The following is a 24479-nucleotide window of genomic DNA, read 5'->3' on the forward strand; positions in this document are numbered from 1 at the left end:
ATAAAGATATTAATTTCAGTGTATACATTTAAATTGATTGGTTTCCGTCTTTAACATATTGATATTGCTGGAAAAAAATTGTGTAGCCACACATTTGCAAGGTTTTCTTAATAAAGTCACGCTAGGATTTTAGAATATAATTGATCTCCGATAAAAAGCATCACCCCTTCCCCTTTTGCTCTTTTTATCATTGTATCTGAAAATCCTTTCTTACTAAAAAGACAAAAAAGCTCTTTTCTGTTTTTATCTCCCCATTTGACCTTTTTAGCCTTATTTTTCAGGTTCTCATAAATATCCAGCCCTACTGGCTTTTTGCTCCATTTAACCTCTCCAAATAAAATTAAATTTAAATCTTTATTTATGCCAATTATGTCAATTTCTGTATATTTATTCCACCACTTACCAATAGATGTAAAGTGGAAAGATTCACTATACCTCTGTATAGTTTCAATGGCGACTTTTTCGTAAACAAGTGAAAGGTGCTGAGGCACTCCTTCCCTGATACTTTTAAGGACATTGTCTATCTTTCCCATCTCTAATTCAGCACGCCTTGGAAAGATAAATTTAAACCAGAATTGAAAGAATTCTTCTGTAATTCTATAGAGACCCTTTTTGCTCTTAAGGGGTCTTTCTTCAGTAACAGGAATTTCCCTTTCTACAATCTTGAGGTCAGAGAGAACCCCAAGATATTTGTTTGCCACTGGTTGGGGGATTCCTGTGGCATTCACTATTTCTGAAAGCTTTCTTTTTCCTTGGGCAATAGCCTGAAGAAGGGCAAAATAATATCTTGGTTCCCTCAGTTCCTCTCTCAGGATAAACTCAACTTCATCATAGAGCATCTGCCCCTTTTTCAAGACATGGTCTTTGAGATTTCCGATGGAATCCTTCTTATTTGAAAATTGAAGCCAGTAAGCAGGAATCCCACCCGCTATGGCAAAATGGAAAAGTCTATCTTCAAAGGTCTTCCCCCTCCTAAATCTGCTGACATTTTCGAAAGTCATGGGGTCAATCTTCCACTGTCCTGTTCTCCTGCCATAAAGGGGCGACCTGTAGCCGAGGACCTCTGTCTCCATCATTGCGATACTTGAACCAAGAAGGATAAGGTATATACTACTTTTAGACCAGTATTCATCCCACGCCTTCTGAAACAGACTCGGAATTGCAGGATTGGACTGTATTAAATAGGGGAATTCGTCTACTACCAGCACAAATCTCAGGCTTTTTTCTTTGATGTATCTAAAGCATTCTTCCCATTCAGCAAATCCCCTTGTCAAAAGGAGAGGTTCATTAAAGAATTGCCCGATAGCAATAGAGAATCTTCTTAACTGTTCAGTCTCATTGGTGCTTTCTGAGAGGAAATACACATGGGGCTTATTCTTTACAAACTGTCTTACAAGTTCAGTCTTGCCGACCCTGCGTTTTCCCCATAGGATTATAAGCTGGGCCTTCTGCTCTTTCCACTTTTCTTCGAGAAATGCTAATTCCTTCTCCCTGTTGATAAATTCCACATCAAAACCTCCTTAAAATATACTTTAGAGTATTATACTCAAGAGTATATAAAAAAGCAAATGGGCGAATTGCCTCATCTTAAACAGAAGGCTCGCCGCAATCCCGTCCCTTCAGGGGCAGGTAAGGCGAGCAATATTAATGATAAAATATCTTGTCGTCGAAGAATCCCCGCCATTTATGGCGGAGTTCTTCAATCTAACCAAAAAATGGATATACTAATGATAATAAATAAATTTATGTAGGGCAGAGCTTTAGCCCTGCAAATTAACCCTGAATCAAGTTCAGGGCTAAAGGCTTGCCCTACAAATTAATTATTGCTTTTTCAGAGCTCTATACACAAAATATTTTACGCTACCACTTAAAAAATGGAACCTTCCATTAATTTTTTATCCCATTCGTAGAATTCATTGCTAAAATAGACGACTCTTTTCTTTTTAAATTCCTTTAAACTGGATAGAATTTCGTAATCTTTTATTCCTGTTTTTTCAGAGATTCTCTTAACAATTTCATAACAATCTTCTTCCTTTCTGCAGTGTATCATTGTAAATAGAGAATAGGGCCAGTTCGGGTAGGTGGGTCTCTGATAACAGTGGCTCACTGCATTGAATGAAGCCATTATTTTTCCACATTTATCGATGTATTTTTCATCAACAACCCAGACAACCATGGCGTTAAATTTAAACCCTAAATTTCTGTGATATAGCACAGCTGACATTCTTCTCATGATTTTTTTATCAATCAGAGATTTTGCGATTTTTATTAAATTATTTTGGGATATATCAATTCTTTCTGATAACTCTTTAAAGGGTTCTGGTTCTAAAGGAAGGTCATTTTGCAATTCCTTGATACAGGATATCTCAAGAGATGAAAGTTTGGGGATATAATCCCTGGGTTTAAATTCATTTCTACGTTCATTTTGCACTGTAATAGATTCAGTTCCACTGGCATCAAGGTTTACCCCAATTTTAAAAACTTTAATCGCAGGAAGGATAAGATAGTTTTTTGCTTTTGAAAGAAGATAAATTTTTTCTACAGTTTTTTCTAAATTTAGCTCAGAGGGTAATGCTAAAGTAAACCATAGATTGAACCTATGATTTCTTAGATAATTATGACTTACCCCAGGATGAGAATTTATAATTTTTGCTGCCTTTTCTAAATTTTTTTCTGCAACTTCAAAAGCTACCAGGATACTGCTATATCCAAGACTCTGGGCGTTAAATATCCCCCTGATTTCTCTTATTATTTTTTCTTTTTTAAGATTGTTTATTCTTTCAATCACTTCATTTTCTCCGATTTCCAATAAATCTCCGATCTTTTTGAAAGGTCTTTTTTGCAATGGAATCTGTCTCTGAATTAAATTTAATAATTCTTTATCTTTATCGTCGATATTATTCATTGTTATCTCAGGAGAATATAGATTTCAATGACTCGTAGTTCGCTTTTATCGTGAGTTCTAAATCTTTTTCAGTATGGGCTGAGGATAAAAATATTGCTTCAAATTGTGATGAAGCTATGTAAATTCCTTTTTTTAGCATGTATCTGAAATAGATAGAAAACTTTTCTGTGTCAGATTTCTGGGCTGATTCAAAATCATTTATCTTTTCTTTTGTAAAGTAAAGGCAGCTCATCGAATTAAATCTTATATAATTTAAAGGAGCCTTTAATTTTTTTATGTTTTCTTTTATTCCTTCCTCAAGAATTCTTGATTTAATCTCAAGTTTTTCGTAAAAATCTGGAGTATTTTTTATTAAATTAAGAGTCTCATAACCTGCTCTCATTGCGACTGGATTGCCGGATAAAGTGCCTGCCTGATAAACAGGTCCTTCAGGGGATATTAAACTCATTATTTCATTTTTCCCTCCATAAGCTCCAACAGGAAATCCCCCTCCTATTATCTTCCCAAGTGTTGTCAGATCAGGGTTTACATTAAAAATTTTCTGGGCTCCTCCAAAATTTACTCTAAAACCAGTCATAACCTCATCAAAGATGAGCAATATTTTTTCATTTTCTGTTATTTCTCTCAGCTGATTCAGAAAATTATCCTCAGGAATGACGCATCCCATGTTTCCTGCAACTGGCTCAATGATAATTGCTGCAATTTTTCCCTTGTTCTCATCCACAAGCTTCTTTACTGAGTTTATATCATTAAATTTTGCATTCAATGTATCTTTCGCTGAACTCCTGGTAATGCCTGGGCTTGAAGGTGTGCCAAAAGTTAAGGCTCCTGAACCAGCTTTAATCAGAAAGCTATCGCTATGGCCATGGTAACATCCTTCAAACTTTATAATTTTATCTCTATTGGTATAAGCCCTTGCCACTCTTATGGCACTCATGGTCGCCTCAGTTCCTGAATTTACCATTCTTATTTTTTTAATTGAAGGAATTGCTTCAATTATCAATTCAGCAAGTTTTATCTCATGTACATTTGGAGCTCCGAAGCTTATTCCTTTTTCTACAGATTCTTTTATAGCTTTTACTATCTGTGGGTGTGAGTGACCGAGAATCAGAGGTCCCCATGAAAGAATATAATCAATGTATTCCTTCCCCTCTGAATCCCATATTCTTGAGCCCAATCCTTTCTCGATAAATACTGGAGTTTTCCTAACATTTTTAAATGCTCTAACAGGAGAATTTACTCCTCCCGGCATCAGTTTCTTCGCTTTTTCATATAGTTTCTTATTAGTTTTCATTTTCTGCTCATATTATTTTCTTAATTTTTGGCTGATAAATGCAAAAGGGTTCTTCATCTAAGTAATTTCCAGAAATAGCATAAGCTCTTGCTCTGCATCCACTGCATATTTTTCTATATTCACAGTATCCACATCTTCCATTGTACCCATCAATGTATCTTATCTCCTGAAAAAGAGACGATTCATCCCATATTTTTTTAAAATCCAAATTTTCTTTTCTTAAATCTCCTGCTTCAACATCGAGGAAACCGCAAATTTGAACTTTCCCGGTATGGGAAATAAAAGCAAAGCTTTGTCCTCCCATACATCCTTTCGTCATGGCATCAAGCCCATGAGTCTGAACGTTAACAGGTCTTCCTTTTGCTCTTTCTCTTTCTCTGAGGATTCTATAATAGTGAGGTGCGCATGTCGGTTTAAAATTAATCGGATTTTCTTCTCTTTTTTCATATACCCAATTGAGTATCCTTTCATATTCTTGGGGAGACAATTCCAGGTGAGCCATGTTTTTTCCCCTTCCAGTTGGAACAAGCAAAAATGGATGGAAAGATATCGCTCCAAGTTTTACAGCTAAATTGAGAATTTGAGGAAGTTCCTGATAGTTTAACTTGCTCACTGTTGTATTTATTTGAAATTCTATTCCTTCCTTTCTTGCGATTTCTGCAGCTTTAATAACATCTCTAAAAGCGCCTTTGACCTGTCTTAAGCCATCGTGAGTCTCTTCATCCGCTCCATCTATACTAAGACTTATTCTTTTAATCCCTGATTGTTTCATTTTTTCAATTGAGCTTTCTGAAACGAGAATCCCGCATGGAGCCATTACCATTTTTAGGCCTGATTGAGTGCCATAGGAGGCGATTTCAAAAATGTCGTTTCTCATCATCGGCTCTCCGCCAGTCAAGATTATTATTGGCTTTGCGAAAGATGAAATATTTTCAAGAATTTTAAAGCATTCTTCAGTGGTTAATTCATCTTGAAAAAAATCTGCCGAGGCTCCAGCTCTGCAGTGTTTACATTTTAGATTGCAAGTCCTGGTGACCTCAAAAGCTATCAGTTTTGGAATAAATTTTTGTTCCATAATTCCATTTGATTCAAAAATGGCCCGAAATATTAAAGTCAAATCTCAACACTAATACAAACGAATTAAATAAATTGACATGTAGGGCATGGCTTTAGCCTTGCATTAAGCAACCCTGAAGGGTTGCCCTACAAATTATTTATTGCTTTTGTATTAATAATAAACATTAGTCTTGACCCAAGAAAGCATTGGTGTCAGGCCTGACACCCCTTTTTCCACTTTTCAACTTTCTTGCCATGTCTTTTGCAAAATAAGTAAGAATTAAATCTGCCCCTGCTCTTTTTATCGAGGTTAATATTTCATACACGATTTTTTCTTCATCTATCCATCCTAATTTAGAGGCAGCTTTTACCATCGAAAATTCTCCGCTTACGTTATATGCAGCAATGGGCACAGAAAATCTATTTTTTGCCTGAGAGATTATGTCAAGATAGGATAGAGCTGGTTTTATCATTACAATGTCAGCTCCTTCTTCAATGTCTAACTCTATTTCTCTCAATGCTTCTCTTTGATTAGCAGGGTCCATCTGATATGATTTTCTGTCTCCAAATTTTGGAGCAGATTCTGCTGCTTCTCTGAACGGGCCGTAAAAAGCAGAGGCAAATTTTGCAGAATATGCCATTATGGGGATATTTATTAATCCATTCGAATCAAGAGCTTCTCTTATAGCCTTAACTCTTCCGTCCATCATGTCTGATGGAGCAATTATATCAGCTCCAGCATTTGCATACACAACACTTGCTTTAGCAAGAAGTTTTAAGGTCTCATCATTTTTTACATATCCATTTTCGACAATCCCGCAATGACCATGACTTGTATATTCACACATGCATACATCAGCGATCAGTATCAAGTCTGGTATTTCTTTTTTTATTGATTTTAGAGCCTGAGGAATTATTCCATTCTCATCGTAGGCTTCAGATCCTTTCTCATCTTTTCTCTCAGGAATTCCAAAAAGTATAACTGCTGGAATTCCAAGATTGAGGACTTCCTTGCATTCCTCAACCAGCATATCTACTGAAAATTGATAGTTTCCGGGCATTGATTTTATTTCATTTTTAATTTTTCTGTCGGGTCTTACAAAAAGGGGATAGATTAAATCGTTAATTGAAAGCTCTGTTTCTTTGACCATATTTCTTATAACTTCATTTTTTCTCAAACGTCTCATTCGATTCACAGGAAAGCTCATATTTTCCTCCTTATTTAAGACCTATTTCTTCATCGGTAAGATAGCATGCAGGGTCTTTTTCCCATACATCTCCTGTTTTTGCTTCAGCTCTCACTCTGAAATTTCCATTGCAGATATTGATCCATCTGCATCTTAAGCATTTTCCTTTTAAATAGGGCTTTCTGTATTTCAATTTCGCTATAAGGGGATCAGACAAATCCTCCCATATCTGGCTGAATTTTTTTTCTCTAACATTTCCAAAGGAATAATGCCTCCAGAATTGGTCTGGGTGAACATTGCCGTCCCAGGAGATGCATCCAATTCCTATTCCAGTGCTATTTCCTCCGTTCATTTGAAGAAGCTTCAGAACATCGTTTGATCTCGGATTCTTTTCTTTTTTCATTCTAAGGTAAAGATAGACTCCGTCTGCATGATTATCAACAGTTAACACTTCTTTAGGGAAGCCTCTTTCATACATTTCTTTTGTTTTATCAATTATTAAATCTACTGTGGCCCTTGTTTCTCCATGAGAAAGGTCTTCATCGATAAGTTCTGAACCTCTTCCTGAATAAACAAGGTGATAGAAACATATTCGTTGAATATTTTCTTCAACGATTAGATTAAAGATCTCGGGAATATCTTTTACATTTCTTTTATTGATTGTAAACCTCAGGCCTACTTTTAATCCCTGTTCCTGGCAATTTCTTATTCCTCCAATTGCTCTTTTAAAAGCCCCTTTAACACCTCTGAAGTTATCGTTTGTTTCCTCAATTCCATCAAGACTTATTCCCACATAAGACAATCCTATTTTTTTAAGGGACCTTGCAACATCTTTTGTGATGAGCGTTCCGTTGGTTGAAACAACCGTTCTGATTCCTAAATTTTTTGCATGAATTGCCAATTCGAAAAAATCCTTTCTTATCAATGGCTCTCCGCCTGAGAAAAGAAGAACAGGTACTCCATAGGATGCAAGGTCTTCTATTAATTTTTTTGCTTCATGGGTAGTTAGCTCATCTTCATAAATTTTATTAGTTGATTGAGAATAGCAATGAACACATTTAAGGTTGCAAGTTCGGGTCATATTCCAGACAACAACTGGTTTTTTGTCTTCAGAGAACTGAAGAAGGTTTGAGGGAAGGTTTTTTGATTTTCTTCCGTATCTGAGTAAATCAGACGGTTCAACTGTTCCAAGGTATAGTTTAGATATTCCTATCATTTGTTTTCCTTTTTGTAATAATTTAAAATTGACTCCACCAGTCCGGGAATTATATGAATTTTTGCTTCAACATCAGGCGTATAGCCTAATTCTTTAAGAGTATGGGAGGTAACAGGACCGATGCTTGCTATTTTAGCTCCATCAATTTTCAGCTTTAGACTAAAGAAATTTTTTACAGTTGAAGAACTTGTAAATGTTATAAAATCTATTTTTTCTTTATTAATGTATTCTCTAACTTCTTCAGGTATATTTAATTCTCTCTCTGTTCTGTAGGCTACAATTGATTCAACTTCTGCTCCCTCTTTTTTAAGTTCATTTTCGATTAAATCTCTTGCTATATCTGCTCTGGGAAGAAGAATTTTTTTCCCGATAATTTTTTCCTTCTTTTTAAATTCCTTCAGGAATATTTCACTTGTAAATTCAGAAGGGTAGAAATCAACTTTGAGATTGAAACTTTCAATAAATTCTTTTGTAGCAGTGCCAATGGCTGCTATCTTTATTCCGTAAAGTTCCCTTAAGTCTTTTTTTATTTTTAGAAATCGTTCGATAAAGAATTTAAAACTATTTATACTTGTAAAAACAATCCAGTTAAAAGTTTTTATTCTCTTCATTGCATTATCTAAAGGCTTTAAATTGCGGGGTGGCAAAATTTTAATCGTAGGAATTTCTATCGTTTCAGCTCCCAGATCCTCCAGCAGTTCAGCTAATTTACTTGTCTGCTCACGGCTTCTTGTAATGATTATTTTTTTTCCAAAAAGAAGTTTTGATTCATACCAGTTTAATTTTTCTCTCAGTTTAACTATTTCTCCAATAACGATTATCGCAGGAGGTTCAAAATTGTTTTTCTTTGCTAATTTAACGATATTTTTTAAATTTCCCATAATTGTTTTTTGAGAGGGAAGTGTTCCAAGTCTTATTATAGCCACAGGTGTTTCTGGCGATTTTCCATATCTTAAGAGATTTTGAACAATTTTTTCTATATTCTTCATCCCCATGTAAAATATTAGAGTTTCGTAAGCGGAGGAAATCTTTTCCCAGTTTAGTCTGCTTCCTTTTTTTGAAGAATCCTCATGTCCAGTGATCAATCCAATTGTTGTATTAAAAACTCTGTGGCTTACGGGAATCCCTGCATAGGCAGGAACAGCCACTGCTGCTGTTATACCCGGAACTACTTCAAATGGAATCCCTTTTTCAGCTAAATACAATGCTTCCTCTCCTCCTCTTCCGAACACAAATGGATCTCCTCCTTTTAATCTAACAACTATCTCCTTTTCTTTTGATTTTTCTTCCATTAATTTATTTATTGATTCCTGAGGAAGGGTGTGTTCTCCTGAGCTTTTTCCCACGTAAATTAGCTCTGCATTTTCTTTTACTTCTTTTAAAAGTTTTTTATTTATAAGGTTGTCATAAATAACAACATCAGCTTTTTTTAAAAACCTGAGACCTTTTACAGATATCAGTTCCGGGTCTCCAGGCCCTGCTCCTATCAAATACACCTTTCCTTTCATATTAGTTCTAAAATAAATTTTTGTTAATAAGTAAAGTTTTGAGGTAAGATAATCTGATAAAAATTTTCTGAGCACCCTTACTGTTCAAAGAAATCTCCTTTATTTTCTTTTATAGAGAGGAGGATTTCTTTTCCTCCCTTTTCAATCAGAGTATTTGCAAGGTTTTCTCCAATTTCTTCACTTTCCTCAGGATAACCATCAATTTTTCCTCTTATTATTTTTGTTCCTTCTAAATTAGATATCATTCCTGTGAGTTTTATTTTATTATCTTCTATAAGTGCTACTGCTCCAACTGGAATCTGGCAGCCTCCTCCAGGTATCTTATCCCTTAAATATTTTTTGTTATCATGTTGAAACACGATACTTTTCTGGTGTGTCCACGATATTCTCCTTAAAAAGCTTCTCTCAGCTTTTATAGATTGAAAAGCCTTATAGTCATTTAAATTCCTGACAATTTTATAAATCTCTTCATCATCTTTTCTTATTTCAATCGCTATGGCTCCCTGACCCGGAGCTGGAAGCATTGTATCAAAAGGAATTATTTCAGATATAAAAGATTCAAGGTTGAGTCTTTTTATGCCTGCATATGAAACGATGATTCCATCTAAACCCAAGCTTTCAAGTTTTTTGATTCTCGTGTCTATGTTTCCTCTGATAGTTTCTATTCTTATATCATTTCTGAAGTATAAAATTTGAGAAATTCTTCTCAAGCTGCTGGTTCCGATTTTTGCTCCATAAGGAAGTTCGTTCAGCTTATATTTGGAGATTAAAACATCATTTGGGATTTCCCTTTCCGGGACTGCAGCAATTATCAATTCCTCTGGTAAATCCGTGGGCAAATCTTTCATGCTGTGAACAGCTAAATCAATTTTTCGTTCTATAAGAGCATTTTCAATTTCTTTTGTGAAGATTCCTTTATCGTTTATTTTTGAAAGGGGAGTATCAAGAATTTTATCTCCTTTTGTTTTAATCGGAATTATTTCAGCCTTTAAATTATTTAATTTCTCTAATTTATTTTTTACAAAGTTTGCCTGCCAGAGGGATAGCTTACTTCCTCTTGTTCCAATTTTAATTTTCATTCTTTTCATGTGTTTTTTCAAGCTCAAAAATTTCTCTTATAGTATCAAGTCGAAGAAGACCTATTTCAGAATCTTCATTGAATTCTTTTATTTTAGTCATCGGCCCATGCAGGATCTTATTAACAAGGCTTTTTGCAAAAATATCGAGCATTTCTATGTTTTCTTCTTTGAAATATTTCTTGTTTTTTTGAATCTCAGCGTTCCTTATATGTTCAACTTTTTCCTTTAACTTCTGGATTAGTGGTGAAACTTTTAAGGATCTGAACCAGGAAAAAAATTTTTTTACTTCCTCTTCTATAATTGCTTCAGCTTTTGGAATTTCAGCAAATCTTCTGGCTAAATTCTTATCAGAAATAGTCTGAAGGTCATCGATTGAATAGAGAAACACATTGTATAGTTTGTTTATCTCTGGTTCAAAATCTCTTGGAACAGCAATGTCTATTATAAAGATAGGTCTATGATTTCTAAAATTCATTATTGATTTCATTTGATCAAGTATTATAATCGGTTCAGCTGAGCCTGTTGAACTTATTACAATGTCTACTTTATTAAGGATCTCAGTAATTTTATCGAACGGAATTGCTTCAGCTTCCATTTTTTTAGCTAAATCTTCTGCCTTAGAAAAAGTTCTGTTAGCAATGAATAGTTTTTTAATACCCTTCTCTTTTAAAAGTTGTGCTGTTAGCTCTCCTGTTTCGCCTGCTCCTATTAAAAGGCTTGGATGGGATGAGATGTCCTTAAATATTTTTTGAGCCATTTCCACTGCAATACTGCTTACTGAAACTACTCCAGATCCTATATCTGTTTCGGATCTAACTCTTTTTCCAACTCTGAATGAGTTATGAAAGAGCTTATTAAGGATTATCCCATTTGTCCCGGCCTGACATGAGAGTGAATAAGCCTGCTTAATCTGACCAAGGATTTGATTTTCTCCAACAGCCATTGAATCGAGCCCTGAGGCTACTTCAAAGATATGTTTTATCGATTGTTCTAAATTTAAGATATATGAAATTTTTTCATCGATCAATAAATTTATTCCTTTTTTTAAGTATATAAAATTAAAAATATAATCAATTACTTCAGCCCTTAAAGAAGTGGTGACAAGATATAATTCAGTCCTGTTGCAGGTTGAAAGGATTGAAGATTCTTTTATAAGATTTTTTTCTTTTTTGATTTCTTTAAGAGATTCAAAAATTTCAGATGAAGAGAATACTAATTTTTCCCTTATATCAAGAGGAGCTGTTTTATGATTTACGCCAATTGTTATTAAATCCATTTTTTTATTTTATTTTTAATTTTTTTTATGTCTTTTTTTGTCAGGGAGAGGATATTTTCGGAATTTACAATGGATTCTAAAATTTTCTCCCTTTTCTTTTCATCATCAGGGTAGATTTTCTTTAATTTTTTTCTAAGTTTTCCCAAGAGATTAAGCAGTTCTATTACTTCATCATTTATGAGATTCTGGATTTCCTCTCTAAGTTTTTTTGCCAATGAAGGACTTTTCCCGTTTGTTGAAATAGCTATTTTCAAATCTTTTTTATGGAATGAAGAAGGAACAAAAAAGCTGCATTTTTCCGGAGCATCTACAACATTACAGAGGATTTTATATTTAGCTGCTTCTTTTGCTATTAATCTATTAGTGGAATCAGAATCAGTTGCAGCAATTGCAATGAAAAAATCTTTTATGTCTCCTTTCTGATAATTTCTTTTAAGTATTTGAACAGGATATTTTCTTGATAAGTCTGAAATATTTTTTGACACTTTCGGACTTATCACTGTTATCCTCGCTTTTGATTCAATAAGAGACAAAATTTTTCTCTCCGCTACTTTTCCTCCGCCTATTACAAGACAATCCTTGTTCTCAAGTTTAAGAAATACTGGGTATAGATAGTTCATCTTTTTATCTCAAAATACATGAAATTTTGTAAGAAAAAGATTTACTATAATAAGAGAGAAGAGAAGCACGAGAAATCCAGAGAACGAAAGAAGAGCTGTTCTTTTTCCGGCCCATCCAGAATATTTTTTTGTTAGGACGCTAAATCCAAATATCATCCATGTAAAAAAAACAAAGATAATTTTTAAATCTGTTATCCATCGAGTATTTATAACCTTTGTTGACCATATGATTCCTGAAACGATTGAGATTGTGAGAAAACAGAATCCTACAAGAGAAGCTCTGGAATTCATCCCATCGAGGATTTCCAGAGAGGGAAGACGATTATAAATAATACCAAATTTTTTTCCTTTTATATCGTAGAAAAGCATAAGGTACATCAGACTGTAGAGTGCAGCGATAATGAGGGAAGAATAACCAATCAGGGCTGAACCAGTATGGATCCCGAGATGGAAGTTTTTTAACAAAGGATTAATTTTCGGAGGAATTGATATAAATGCCGATGAAGTTGTTTGAAATAAAAACACGACTATAAGAATGAAAAAACCTGTTGATTTCTCTCCGATTTTCTGTTCAATAAAAAAATAAATTATGACAATGGCAAGGGAGAGGAATGTGAGGAGTTCAAACAGAGAGGCTATGGGGAAATGTTTAAATACAATTGTTCGGAGAATGATACTTGAGGCATGGATGGAAATAGCCATTAGAATCAGGGGTTTTAAAGTTTTCTCAAAAAAACTTTCTTTTTTGAAAAAATAAATCCCATAAAAAATTGTTGTAATTACATAGAGAACTGGTAATAGTGTATTTAATGCACTTATTAGAGCTTTCATGAAAAATTAATATGAATTAATCAATATATCATAAATAAGGAAAAAAATAAAATTTTATGTTTAAACAATTAAAAGCGTTTATTTAAATCAGTGTTTCAAATTGCCCTTCCTACTCAGAAAAGGAGGGCTTTTTTTACAGTGACTCCGATTTCTGCGGGGCTTTTTACCACATGGACTCCTGCTCCTTCAAGAGCTTTCATTTTTTCTACAGCAGTTCCTTTTCCCCCAGATATTATAGCTCCTGCATGTCCCATCCTTCTTCCCGGAGGAGCAGTCTGACCTGCAATGAAACTTACAACAGGTTTTTTAAATTCTTTTTTTATGTATTCAGCAGCTTCCTCCTCTGCTGTTCCACCGATTTCTCCTATAAGGACAACTGCCTCAGTTTCCTTATCTTCATTAAACAGCTTTAATATATCTATGAATGAAGAGCCAACTATCGGGTCACCTCCGATACCAACTGCTGTGGATTGCCCATAGCCTAATTTAGTTATTTGATCAACTGCCTCATAAGTTAAAGTTCCTGAGCGTGACACAATCCCTACGCTTCCTTCTTTATGGATATGGCCTGGCATTATTCCCATTTTACATTTTCCAGGGGAGATAACTCCAGGACAGTTCGGGCCGATCAATCTTGATTTTTTATCCTTTAAATAAGCTTTTATTTTTACTAAATCCAATGCAGGAATTCCCTCAGTTATACAGACAATTAAATCCATTCCAGCATCAGCAGCTTCACAAACAGCATCCGCAGCAAAAGCAGATGGAACAAATATGATTGAAGCATTTGCTTCATTCTTTTCTTTTGCTTCTCTTACAGTATTGTAAACAGAAACTCCTAAATGGACTGAGCCCCCCTTTCCAGGTGTAACACCTGCAACTACTTTTGTTCCATAATTTATCATCTGTTGAGTATGAAAGGAACCTTCTCTTCCAGTAATTCCCTGAACAACCACTCTTGTGTCTTTGTCAATCAGAATACTCATCGAGTATCTCTTTTTTTGCTAAACTTACAGCCATTTCAGCTGCTTCCTTCATTGTTGATGCCACTGAAAAATTTAACCCTGATTTTTTCAAAAGATCTTGCGCTATGTTCACATTTGTTCCTTCGAGTCTTACCACCATTGGAATTTTAATTCCAATTTCTTTTGCAACATTTATAACTCCCTGAGCCACTATGTCACATCTCATAATTCCACCGAAAATGTTTATTAAAGCTGCACGGACATTTTTATCCGAGATGAGAATTTTGAATGCATTTCTTACCTGTTCTTCATTTGCTCCGCCACCCACATCTAAAAAATTAGCAGGCTCTCCTCCATAATGCTTAATTATGTCCATTGTTGCCATTGCAAGCCCTGCGCCATTGACCATGCATCCAACACTTCCATTTAATTTTATATAGTTAAGATTATATTTAGAGGCTTCCACTTCAAGGGGGTCCTCTTCGTAGATGTCTCTCATCTCGAGGATTTCAGGATGTCGGAAAAGGGCATTGTCATCAAAGTTCATCTTTGCATCAAGGGCAATAACTCTTTTATCTTTGGTTAGAATTAAGGGGTTTATCTCTGCTAAAGATGAATCTTCTGATTCAAACGCTCTGAAGAGGGAGAGTATAAATTTTGTTGCTTCTAAAAACTCTGGACCTTTAAGGCCTATAGCTAAAGCAAGGTTTCTTGCCTGAAAGGGAAGAAGACCTGTTGCAGGATTTGTCCATTCTTTAAAAATCAATTCTGGGTGCTCTTCAGCTGTTTTTTCAATTTCAACCCCTCCCTCCGGAGATGCCATAACAACTGGGCATTCTTTTACTCTGTCCAGGACGATTCCCAGATATAATTCCTTTTCAATATCGAGGGATTCTTCTACAAGAACTTTTCTTACAATTTTGCCTTCAGGTCCAGTCTGGTAGGTAACGAGTTTTTTTCCAAGCATCTCATCAGCGATTTTTTCTGCCTCTTCAGGTGTATTCGCAATTTTTATTCCTCCAGCTTTTCCTCTTCCTCCTGCATGAATTTGAGCCTTGATTACAACAGGCCTTTTCAACTCAAGGGCTATTTCCTTTGCTCTCTGAGGAGTATCTGCTACATCTCCCTCAGGGATGGTTACACCAAAGTTGGCCAGGATTTTCTTTGCCTGATATTCATGTATTTTCATTTGTTCCTTCCCATTATGATGGATGATTTAATGCTAAATCGAATTCAATAAATTAATAAATCTAAATCTGTTCAAAAATGCAAAAAACAAGACCTGACCCCCATTCTTTGCATTTTTGCATTATTTTATTTCGTATTGGGAGCGGCCCTGCTCGTATAGGTCATTTCCATATATGTCATTTATCACTGTGGCAGGGAAATCCTTAACTTCGAGTCTATAGATTGCCTCTGGTCCAAGTTCTGGATAGGCTACAATTTCGGACTTTAAAATACATTTTGAAATGAGAGCTCCTGCTCCTCCAACAGCTGCTAAATATATCGCCTTGTATTTTTTCATTGCTTCTATTACTTCTTTATCCCTGGAACCTTTTCCAATAGTTCCCTTTAACCCTAAAGAAAGGAGAATTGGAGTATAGGTGTCCATTCTGTAGCTTGTTGTTGGTCCTGCAGAACCAATTGGCTTACCTGGTCTTGCAGGAGTTGGCCCTACATAGTAGATTATCTGTCCTCTTATGTCAAATGGCAGGGGTTTTCCTTCTTTTGCAAGTTCGAATAATTTTTTATGGGCTGCATCCCTTCCTGTATAAATATGTCCTGAAATCAGAACTTTATCCCCTGCTTTAAGTTTTTCTAAAGTTTCGTCTGTTAGAGGAGTGCTTATCTTATATTCTGCCATCTCGGAATCCTGATTAAAATTTCATCATTTTAATAAGAGCTTTTACTGATTCAGCTGACTTTTCAAGAGCGGTCTGTTCTTCAGGTGTGAGTTTTATCTGGATTATTTCTTCGATTCCTTTAGAACCCAGTTTCACCGGAACTCCAAGGAATGTATCTGAGATGCCGTATTCTCCCTCTACATAAGCTGCGCAGGGTAGGATTTTCTTTTTATCCTTTACTATTGATTCCACCATATCCATTACAGATGCTGCGGGAGCGTAGTAAGCACTTCCGGTTTTTAAATGTTTTACAATTTCAGCTCCGCCATCTCTTGTTCTTTGAATGATTGCATCAAGTTTTTCTTTTGGGATTAATTCAGTCACAGGAATTCCAGCCACAGTGGTATACCGGGCAAACGGGACCATTGTATCTCCATGTCCTCCAAGCACAAATGCCTGAACGTTTTCAACAGAAACATTTAATTCCATCGCGATGAAGGTAGAAAACCTTGCAGAATCAAGGATTCCAGCCATTCCAACGACTCTATGTTTTGAAAATCCGCTCACTTTATAGGCAGTATAAGCCATAGCATCAAGAGGGTTTGTAACTACTATAAGAATTGAATTAGGAGAGTGTTTGACAGCTTCCTGGGTGCAGCTTTTAACTATGTCAAAATTTGTATAAAAGAGGTCATCCCTTGACATACCCGGTTTTCGAGGAACTCCTGCTGTTATCACCACAATGTCTGAATTAGCAGTGTCCTTGTAGTCCTGAGTCCCGAAAATCTTTGTATCAAATCCAAAGACTGGACCCGTTTGCAGAAGGTCAAGCCCTTTTCCCTGGGGGATGCCCTCAAGAATGTCGAGGACTACAACATCAGCAAGCTCAGATTCAACGATTCTCTGAGCTGTTGTAGCACCCACATATCCAGCGCCTATGACAGTAATTTTAGGCCTCATTTTTCCTCCTTTTTTATGAATTTATGTTAAATATTAAAAATTTTTTTAGATTTACTTTTTTTAACATTATCAGTTTTTTAGAGTCTAATTTATCCTAAAAAAAAATAGTTTTCAAGATAAATTGTAAACACGTAATTGCTTTAGAAAAATTTAAAAAATTGCTTTTTTTATTTTTGAGACTATAATTGAATTTAGAAGGAGAAAAATGAAAAAATTTTTTTTGTTTTTATTAACTTTAATTTTTGTTTGTTGTTCCATGTATAAACTGGAACAACAATTAGACCCTGAAAGCAAGGAATTTCTTTCAAAAGTTCGATATATAATAACTTCCCAGGAAAGGAAAAATTTTCTAAAAGTTCCAGCTGAAAAAAGAAAGGAATTTATTGAGGAATTCTGGAAAAAAAGAGACCCCACTCCAGAAACAGAAGAGAATGAGTTTAAGGATGAATATTCCAAGAGAATTGAAGAGGCAAATCGATTGTTTGTTGGAGGGTCAAGGCCAGGATGGCTTCAGGACAGGGGAAGAGTGTACATAATGTATGGCCCACCTACAGAAGTAGATAGATATCCTATGGGAACAATTTATACTGATATACCTTATGAAGTCTGGTACTATGGCTTTACTCCTATTGTTTTCGTTGACTACACAAGAACAGGAGATTATGAGCTAACACCGGAAAGTTTGATGTATTTAAATGAAATCAAATGGGTTGCAAAACCATTGACTGGAGAACCGATTAAGCCTGCGAAGAGCAGGATATTGAACTATGAAATAGAGGTTGAAAGTGTGACAGAAGAAGATGTGAAAATAAAAATATCTGTACCCTATAAAAATATTATTTTTACTCAGAAAGATGAAAAGCTCGAAACTGTTTTAGAATTAAACTTTGAAATTTCAGGAGGGAAAAAGAAAGCTCCGATAACCCGTTCTGAAAAATATACAATTTCCTATTCTGAAGATGAGATAAAAAAGTTAGCTCCGGAAGACTATATGGTTGAAATTCCATTAAAAGTTTCAAAAGGGAATTATAAGGGAAAAGTTACTCTGGAAAATAAAGTAACAGGAGATAAAAAGACCAAAACCCTCAAATTTTCAGTATAGTAACAAAGTAACATAGGGGTCAAACAAAGGGATCAGGTCTGCACCTGCAAAATAAGCAAGCCTAAAGGCTTGCCCTACAAATTAATTATTGCTGTTAGTTTAGTAATGGTAACCTTGATTTTTTAGGTTTAAATTGATATCCTTAATCTCACTTTTTAGAAAATAAAAATAATTTATAAAAATGAGGAGGATTTATGGATAAAGAAATAATAGAGAAGGCAAAAGAACATCTGGCAAAACTCCTTGAGGAGCAGATTGCCAGGGTAGAGGAAATGAAAAAAGAGCCTGAATGGATCGATTATCAAAAGCTTCCTCGAGTAATAATAGGCATTGCTGGAGGAGATGGTATCGGTCCTTACATCTCAAAGCAAGCGCAGAGAATCCTTGAATTTTTACTGAAAGATGATGCAAAAGATGGGAAAGTTGAGTTTAAAGTGATTGAAGGACTTACGATAGAAAACAGAGCAGCTAAAATGCAGGCAGTTCCAGATGATGTGCTGGAAGAAATAAAGAAATGCCATGTAATCCTGAAAGGACCAACCACAACCCCCAAAAAAGGTGATCCATGGCCAAACATTGAGAGCGCAAATGTCGCCATGAGGCGTTACCTTGACCTCTTTGCAAATGTTCGGCCTGTAAAGGTTCCAAAGGAGGGAATTGACTGGATATTCTTCCGAGAAAATACTGAAGGAGAATATGTGCTTGGAAGCAAAGGCTTTAACGTAACCAATGATCTGGCGATTGATTTTAAAGTAATTACAACTCAGGGTTGTGACAGGATAATAAGGCTTGCCTTTGAATATGCAAAAAAGAATAAAATTAATCGTATAACAGCGGTCACAAAGGCAAATGTGATTAAAACAACTGACGGAAAATTTCTTGAAACATTTTACAGGATTGCAAAAGAATATCCTGAAATATACGCTGATGACTGGTTTGTGGACATAATGTCAGCAAAGTTAATCGATACAAAACGAAGGACAGACTTCAAAGTAATAGTTCTTCCAAATCTTTATGGAGATATCCTGACTGACGAAGCTGCTGAATTTCAGGGAGGAGTTGGAACCGCAGGCAGTGCGAACATCGGAAAGAAATATGCAATGTTTGAAGCAATTCATGGAAGTGCACCGAGAATGGTTACAGAGGGAAGAGCAGATTATGCTGACCCGAGCTCAATTCTCAGAGCAACAGTAATGTTACTGAGGCATATTGGTTATACTGATAGAGCAGATAAGCTTGAGAAAGCTCTCGATGTATGCGGAATTTTTGAGAAGAAGTTTGTAATAACTGGAAGGAAAGACGGAGCTACTGGAGCTGCTTTTGCTGATTATTTAATGGAAGAAATTAACAACCCGAATTTAGAAGAAAAGTGGAAGAGCCTCCAGTAAGAAGAAAAAGAGGACATAGGAAAAAAGGGGACAGGCAACTTTTTCCAAATAAAGAAAATAAAAAATAGAATAAGATAGAGTAAAAAAAGTAGGCTGCCCCCTATTGTCCAATAATAATTTTAAACTAAAGTTTTTGGTCAGAAATTGAGTTGTGGCATAATAGAAAAATTAAACTTTATCTTTCAAAAAAGACCTTAAACAATAAAACAATTAAATTATACCAAAAAATAAAGCTGTTTTCTTAATTTAATTTACCTATTCTTTGTGATTAAATAAATAAAATAATTTTAGATAAAAATGCAAAAAATGAGACCTGACCCCAATTTTTTTTGCATTTTTTATAAAAAAAATTTTGATTGAAATTTTGTTTTTTGGAGAGGTATAATTGAAAGCAAAAAAAAATTAAGGAGGGTTTAAAATGACAGACAAAGCTTTGTTTGAGGCAAAAAAATTAATCGAGGAGGGTCTCTCCTACGAAGAGGTTGTAAAAAGATTAAAAGAAGAGTTTAATGGAGGTGAATCAGTATTATATGCTATAATGGCATTTACAGGGATTAAGTAAAAAAAATTTAAAAATTTGTTTTAAGAAAGAATAAAGTTTAAAAAAGAATAATATTAATTTAATATTATTCCCAATAATGAATAATAGAAGTCTAATTTTTATTTTCCCTCCAGAGGCTGCAAAAAAAGATTTTTTACATCATTTAGGGGTTGGATACATCCAGGCTTTTTTGAAAAAAAGAGAAATTGATTCAATTCAATATGTTCCTGAAGAAAGATTAAGCGTAGAATCCCTTGTGGAAGAAGTTCTTGATTTTGGGCCTATTTTTATTGGATTTACTGTCTTTGACTTTAACTATTATCTTGTTAAAATAATTTCAAAAAAATTAAAGCAAAGAAATAAATCGATTCAAATTTTAGCAGGAGGACCAACGGCAACTTTTTCTGATTCATTGATAATGGAAGATAATCCATCCATCGATATCTGTGTAAGAGGGGAGGGAGAATACACTGTCTATGAATTACTTAATCATTTTGTTGAAAACGGAGACTTAAATGACATCGGTTATATCCAGGGTATAACTTACAGAAAAAATGGGAAAATAGAAAGAACTCCTGATAGACCATTGATTAGAGATTTTTCCAATAAAGATGGAGAACTCGATGTAATTCCCTCTCCTTATTTAGAGGGAGTCTTTAGAGGAGATGAAAAAACAGGGATTTTAACATCGAGGGGTTGCACTTTTAAGTGCACTTACTGCAATTTTACGATTATGTCTAAAAATAGAATAAGGTATCATTCAATCGATAGGGTAATTTCAGAACTAAGAATCATAAACGATACAATGGTAAAAGAAAATCTATTGAATGAATCAGTAAACATATATGATGATGCTTTTTCTTTAAACATAAATCGGGCAAAGGAAATATGTAAAAGAATTGCAAAAGAAAATTTTAAGATAAAATTTTCCTGTGAGACAAGAGTTGACAGAATGGATGAGGAGCTTTTAGAGTTGATGAAAAAAGCAGGGATTAAGGACTTATCCTTCGGGCTTGAGAGTGCAGTTCCTGAGATCTTAAGAAACATAAAAAAAGTTGGAGATTTTAGAACAGATGATTTTAAGAAAGAAAAGGAATTCATCGAAAAGATTAAATACTATGTAAATTTTGCAAAAAATATAGGTTTAAACCCGGTTGTGAGTATAATCTCAGGGCTTCCGGGTGAAACTCTAAAAGACGGGAAAAAAACAGTTCAATTTGTCAAAGAATTAAATTTAGATTTTTATGCCCATAATTTCTTACAGATATTTCCAGGAACAGAATTGTTTTATACTCATAAAAATTATGGGATTGGAATTGAAAAGAGCCCATCCTTACTTCCATTTGAAACAATTTTTTCCTATGATGTATCAAAAGTTCCTTTTGGAAAAAATTCAACGATTCAGAATGAAAAAGATAAAGCGATTTCATTTATTATCTCAGGTCTTGTAAATTCCCAGGAAAGAGCTTTTTCAAAATCCTCTGTTTTAACAGATGTAGTTTTAAAGAATATAAATGAACTTAATAATAATTTAATTGAATGGCTTTCAAAAAACTCATCCCTTCTTTCAAACATGATCTTTTTATATGATAGAAAAGAATTTGAGCGTGAAGATACAATAAAAAAGATGATTTATGGTGAAGTTCCAACAAAAAAGTTTTACTTTCTAAAGCTAATAATAAACAAATTAAAAAAAGAACTATCGGAAGCAAAAATATATCATTTCGTAACTTCAAAAGCATATAGATGGGATTTGTATTTTTCCTTTGTTCCCTTTCGATATTTTGCAAATAATAAAAATAAAAAATTATATGAAATATCTAAAGTTATTTATGAAATAAAAAATGAAGATGATTTAAAATATTTTGAAGAATTTATTCCTTTGATGTTTGATGAAGAAAAAAAAGAATTAAAAAAAGAATTGATGGATTTTAAAGGATGTTTTTTAAATGGATGCAGATGGTCAAACAGAGAATGTCCATCTTTAAACCTTCAGAAAATTATAATAGAAGAAGATGGCTCTATTAAACCATGTATTACAGGAAAGAAAATAGGATCAGTGGGAGAAAATCTTGATGAAATAGAAAAAAGGTTTCTGGAATTATTTGAAAAAGAGAAAAAAATAAGAGGCTGTAATTATTGTGAGATAAAAGAATTCTGTTCAAAATGTGTTTTTCCACTTTCAATAGATGTTAAAAAATATTGTGAGATAAGGAGAAAATACCTTTTTATATCAAAGATAGTGAATTTTATGGAGATTGCATCAAGGATGCCAGGTTTAATTAAAGAGTGAATTCTTTTTTATATTTTTCCCACCTTTTCTTTAAATTCTCCATTATTTTTTTGAATTCAGGTTCATTTCTGATGTTATTAAGGTTAGGGTCAACAAGGAACCATGGATAATTTTCATTTCCATATTTAATTGCTTCTTTAAACCATTTCAAAGCTAATTGTTTATCATTCTGCAAAGAATAATATGAGGCGACAAAATAAGTAAAATCTCCATCGTAATTGGCTAAATGCATTACTTCTTCTATAGCTTTTTCAGCTTCTTTATTTTTTCCCTGCTTTGAATAAATCATAGAAAGGATGAAATAAGGTGCTTTGTGCTCAGGGTTATATTTCAAACTTTCTTTTAAGGTTGACATAGCCTCATTATATTTTTTTTCATAAAATAACAAATATCCAGAATACACCAATCCGATCGGATGATTGTTTTGAATTTTAAAGACTTTTTCTAATTCATTCTTTGCTTTAGAAAAATCATTTTTATAGATATAAATTCTACCTCTGTTTATGTAGCTTAAAACATTAAGTTCATTATTTTTTTCTAATTTTTCAGCTTTTTCTAAAGCCTTATCCAGTAAACCTGCATATTCATAGATTGTTCCTAACATAGCGATTACAAATTCATTGTTAGGGTTAATTTTATAGACATATTCAATCTGTTTATAAGCTTTCTCTTTTTCACCATTTTTAAAATATATTGCAGCTAAATTTGTATGGGCTTCAATCAGATCTTTATCTATCTCAAGAGCTTTTAAACTCATCTCTCCTCCTTTTTTCAATAGATCCTCTTCACTTTTAATTCCATATTCAAGATAAAACCATGCATTTCTTCCTAAGGCTGCATAGGCAGGTGCATAATTTTTATCGATTTCCAAAGATTTCTTCAGCATCTCATCAGATCTATCCAGATATTCTTTCCTTATTTCTTTTATAAACTCAGCGTTATAGTATTTTCCTTTTAAGTAAAACTCGTATGCCTTTGGGTTTACTTTCATTCTTTTTTCCATTCTTCCCCTTTCTTTTTTAGAAAGGTCTACATCTAAAGTTCTGATTAATTCTCTTCCTATATCGTATTTTATGTAAGGAATATTGTATTCACTCAAATTCAATTCGCTTGCCCAGAGAAGCCCTGGAGTTCCTTCCTTTACTTTTACAATTTTTGTTTTAAGTTTAATCCTATCCTTTTCTTTCTTTAATTCTCCATCAACGATAACATCGGCTTTAAGTTCTTTTGCAATCTCTTGAATGTCTTTCTTTTTTTCTTCATACCTCAGCATTGTGCTCAATGGTCTGACCGCAAAGTTCTTTACAGGAAAAAGGCTTGAAATAATTTCATCAGTTAGTCCAATGCTCATGAAGTTATACTCTTTATTTTTTGTAGCATTATCAATGGGAAGAACAGCGATTGAAATGGTAGGTTGGGGCTTATAATAAAACTTTTTAACTGCTGGAATTATAACAAATGAAATTATCAATGCTGCAGCTAAAGAATAAGCAGCTACTTTTTTCACTAAGGCAGTCAGGTACTGTTTTTTCTTTCTTCTTTCCACATAAGGCTTTACAAGTTCAGTATACAAGGGAACCATTTCGCTGAATGCCTGTTCAGTACTTCTATACCCTTTCTCTTTTTTCCTCTCAAGAAGCATCATGATTAAATCTCCGAACTCATAATAGATGTCCCTTTTGATGTTTTCAATATGAGTTATATCATCATAAATAGCTGTAAACATAAAAAGGAAAACCGATTCTGTTTTAAAAGGGTGAACTCCAGAGGTCATTTCATACAAGACAATGCCAGTAGAAAAAAGGTCTGATCTAAACTCAATCGGCTTATCATCAAGATGAGCCGGAGAAAAATATTTAATTTCTTCTACTATGCTTACATAAGGCTTTTTTGGGTCAACCTCTGTGTATTCCCAGCTTAGTTTATAACCTATTACAGGGTTGGGCTCGAAGAAATTTATAATTTTAATTTTATCATTCCTGGTCAGAACTATATTCTCCGGCTTGATATTTTCATGGATGACATTTTTTTTATGGGCGTAGTTAAGAGCGGATAAAATTTGATAACCAATGTGGATAGCTCTCTCCTGCTCAAAGGGATATGAATCCACTAATTTGTCCAGGAAAGTCCCTGTAATATCTTCAAGCTCAACTATAATCTCTCCATCTTCTTCCCATACTGCATAAACTTCCTGTATATTATCATGCTTAAGGATTTTTGCTTTTCTTGCTTTATGAAAAAATAGAGTTCTGTAGTCTTTATCCCTGGAAAGAAATTTATGGAGAATTTTTAACCAGACCATTTTTTTAGTGGTTCGATCTATAGCTCTATAAACAACCCCGATCTGATCTTTATATAGCTCTTTTAAAATTTTAAAATTTGATTTTTCTCTACTTATTTTTGTTTCATTCATT

The 24479-nt window shown here is 34.2% G+C and carries 20 protein-coding genes; 4 read left to right on the plus strand and 16 right to left on the minus strand.

The annotated features are described in order from the left end of the window. Positions 1 to 116: 116 nt before the first annotated feature. The 15 genes from AB1410_00320 to mdh form a co-directional block, all read right to left on the minus strand. Positions 117 to 1508: an ATP-binding protein gene (locus tag AB1410_00320; protein MEW6455144.1), complete on the minus strand. Its 1392-nt coding sequence runs from the start codon at positions 1506 to 1508 to the stop codon at positions 117 to 119. Positions 1509 to 1867: 359 nt separating this feature from the next. Then, complete coding sequence (locus AB1410_00325; GenBank protein MEW6455145.1) at positions 1868 to 2905, minus strand: Lrp/AsnC family transcriptional regulator; 1038 nt, start codon at positions 2903 to 2905, stop codon at positions 1868 to 1870. A gap of 7 nt (positions 2906 to 2912) precedes the next feature. Then, positions 2913 to 4199 (minus strand): glutamate-1-semialdehyde 2,1-aminomutase, encoded by a 1287-nt coding sequence (hemL, locus tag AB1410_00330; protein ID MEW6455146.1) that lies wholly within the window; start codon positions 4197 to 4199, stop codon positions 2913 to 2915. 7 nt (positions 4200 to 4206) lie between these two features. After that, the gene (locus AB1410_00335) at positions 4207 to 5274 is read right to left on the minus strand and encodes a radical SAM protein (GenBank protein ID MEW6455147.1); all 1068 of its coding nucleotides are present in this window, start codon (positions 5272 to 5274) and stop codon (positions 4207 to 4209) included. 166 nt (positions 5275 to 5440) lie between these two features. Then, entirely contained in the window at positions 5441 to 6463 is a 1023-nt protein-coding gene (hemB, locus tag AB1410_00340) for a porphobilinogen synthase (GenBank protein ID MEW6455148.1), read from the minus strand. Positions 6464 to 6473: 10 nt separating this feature from the next. Further along, positions 6474 to 7658 (minus strand): 12,18-didecarboxysiroheme deacetylase, encoded by a 1185-nt coding sequence (gene ahbC / locus AB1410_00345; protein ID MEW6455149.1) that lies wholly within the window; start codon positions 7656 to 7658, stop codon positions 6474 to 6476. Then, entirely contained in the window at positions 7655 to 9166 is a 1512-nt protein-coding gene (gene cobA / locus AB1410_00350; protein MEW6455150.1) for a uroporphyrinogen-III C-methyltransferase, read from the minus strand. Before cobA ends, ahbC begins: the two co-directional genes overlap by 4 nt. Before the next feature lie 77 nt (positions 9167 to 9243). After that, positions 9244 to 10245 (minus strand): hydroxymethylbilane synthase, encoded by a 1002-nt coding sequence (hemC, locus tag AB1410_00355; GenBank protein ID MEW6455151.1) that lies wholly within the window; start codon positions 10243 to 10245, stop codon positions 9244 to 9246. Continuing rightward, complete coding sequence (gene hemA, locus AB1410_00360; protein MEW6455152.1) at positions 10235 to 11521, minus strand: glutamyl-tRNA reductase; 1287 nt, start codon at positions 11519 to 11521, stop codon at positions 10235 to 10237. Before hemA ends, hemC begins: the two co-directional genes overlap by 11 nt. Beyond that, the gene (locus AB1410_00365) at positions 11512 to 12141 is read right to left on the minus strand and encodes a bifunctional precorrin-2 dehydrogenase/sirohydrochlorin ferrochelatase (protein ID MEW6455153.1); all 630 of its coding nucleotides are present in this window, start codon (positions 12139 to 12141) and stop codon (positions 11512 to 11514) included. The genes hemA and AB1410_00365 overlap by 10 nt, the downstream gene beginning before the upstream one ends. Positions 12142 to 12150: 9 nt before the next feature. Then, on the minus strand, positions 12151 to 12972 hold the full coding sequence (ccsA, locus tag AB1410_00370; protein MEW6455154.1) for a cytochrome c biogenesis protein CcsA: 822 nt from the start codon (positions 12970 to 12972) through the stop codon (positions 12151 to 12153). Between the two features lie 113 nt (positions 12973 to 13085). Beyond that, the gene (gene sucD, locus AB1410_00375; GenBank protein MEW6455155.1) at positions 13086 to 13958 is read right to left on the minus strand and encodes a succinate--CoA ligase subunit alpha; all 873 of its coding nucleotides are present in this window, start codon (positions 13956 to 13958) and stop codon (positions 13086 to 13088) included. Further along, positions 13942 to 15126: an ADP-forming succinate--CoA ligase subunit beta gene (gene sucC, locus AB1410_00380; protein ID MEW6455156.1), complete on the minus strand. Its 1185-nt coding sequence runs from the start codon at positions 15124 to 15126 to the stop codon at positions 13942 to 13944. Before sucC ends, sucD begins: the two co-directional genes overlap by 17 nt. Before the next feature lie 120 nt (positions 15127 to 15246). After that, on the minus strand, positions 15247 to 15801 hold the full coding sequence (locus AB1410_00385) for a Fe-S-containing hydro-lyase (GenBank protein MEW6455157.1): 555 nt from the start codon (positions 15799 to 15801) through the stop codon (positions 15247 to 15249). A gap of 13 nt (positions 15802 to 15814) precedes the next feature. Continuing rightward, the gene (gene mdh, locus AB1410_00390; GenBank protein ID MEW6455158.1) at positions 15815 to 16741 is read right to left on the minus strand and encodes a malate dehydrogenase; all 927 of its coding nucleotides are present in this window, start codon (positions 16739 to 16741) and stop codon (positions 15815 to 15817) included. A 205-nt stretch (positions 16742 to 16946) separates the two neighbouring features. Here mdh and AB1410_00395 point away from each other — a divergent pair, with 205 nt between their 5' ends. The 4 genes from AB1410_00395 (at position 16947) to AB1410_00410 (ending at position 22065) form a co-directional block, all read left to right on the plus strand. Continuing rightward, complete coding sequence (locus AB1410_00395; GenBank protein MEW6455159.1) at positions 16947 to 17843, plus strand: GWxTD domain-containing protein; 897 nt, start codon at positions 16947 to 16949, stop codon at positions 17841 to 17843. A gap of 194 nt (positions 17844 to 18037) precedes the next feature. Then, positions 18038 to 19231: an isocitrate/isopropylmalate family dehydrogenase gene (locus tag AB1410_00400; GenBank protein ID MEW6455160.1), complete on the plus strand. Its 1194-nt coding sequence runs from the start codon at positions 18038 to 18040 to the stop codon at positions 19229 to 19231. A 418-nt stretch (positions 19232 to 19649) separates the two neighbouring features. Beyond that, positions 19650 to 19793 carry a hypothetical protein gene (locus AB1410_00405; protein MEW6455161.1) on the plus strand — a complete coding sequence of 48 codons (144 nt, stop codon included), beginning with the start codon at positions 19650 to 19652 and terminating at the stop codon, positions 19791 to 19793. A gap of 76 nt (positions 19794 to 19869) precedes the next feature. Beyond that, positions 19870 to 22065, plus strand: coding sequence for a radical SAM protein (locus AB1410_00410; protein MEW6455162.1), 2196 nt, complete (start codon positions 19870 to 19872; stop codon positions 22063 to 22065). Here AB1410_00410 and AB1410_00415 read toward each other — a convergent pair. Continuing rightward, complete coding sequence (locus AB1410_00415; GenBank protein ID MEW6455163.1) at positions 22055 to 24478, minus strand: protein kinase; 2424 nt, start codon at positions 24476 to 24478, stop codon at positions 22055 to 22057. The genes AB1410_00410 and AB1410_00415 overlap by 11 nt on opposite strands. Position 24479 lies beyond the last annotated feature (1 nt).

It is taken from the genome of Acidobacteriota bacterium, from assembly GCA_040756905.1.
In the GTDB taxonomy this organism is placed as follows: Bacteria; Acidobacteriota; Aminicenantia; order JBFLYD01; family JBFLYD01; genus JBFLYD01.